The organism is Bradyrhizobium campsiandrae, from assembly GCF_014529705.1.
GTDB lineage: Bacteria > Pseudomonadota > Alphaproteobacteria > Rhizobiales > Xanthobacteraceae > Bradyrhizobium > Bradyrhizobium campsiandrae.
In genome coordinates, this window is record NZ_JAANIH010000181.1 from 1 (window position 1) to 593 (window position 593).

Consider the following 593-nt stretch of genomic DNA (forward strand, 5'->3'; position numbering starts at 1 on the left):
AATCATTATTGAGCTTGGTGATATCAGACGTTTTAACAACCCTAGCCAATTAAATGCCTTCGTTGGTGTTGATCCTCAAGTTTATGAATCTGGCAATCTCACGGCCCACCTGTCAATTTCAAAGCGTGGGACAGCTATTGGCAGAAAGGTGCTGTACTTGGCCATAAACCAAATTCAGTCGGCTAAGAAAGCGGGAAACCCTTGTCATATTGCGGATTATTACGAGAAACGAAAACGGTCTTCTGAGACTGCAAGTCACAAGAAGGCCGCTATCGCATCGATCCATAAATTATTACGGACGATCTTCGCTTTAATTAAGAATGATCAATTGTATAGCTATGACGTAGCCAAACATAACCAAAGACTTTTGTCATAAAAATTGATCCAATAGATATTATAACAGCCTCTTTTTTGAAATTACAGAAGGTGGCTGTAATTGTTATGCCCTAAATCAGATATTTGACTTGATTCTCCGGGAGCTATTTCCCGATTAGGCCTTTATTTCAAAATAAAATTGCCTAAAATCATTGATAACACTTGACTTAGAGTAGAAAAATAGTTAATGTTTTCTGCTTATACCAGTTGTTTAAGTT

The 593-nt window shown here is 37.4% G+C and carries 1 protein-coding gene; it reads left to right on the forward strand.

Features of this window, described 5'->3' with window-relative positions:
* Positions 1-376: transposase (locus G8O24_RS47055; protein ID WP_188108424.1), on the forward strand; the 376-nt coding region annotated here is incomplete at its 5' end.
* Positions 377-593 lie beyond the last annotated feature (217 nt).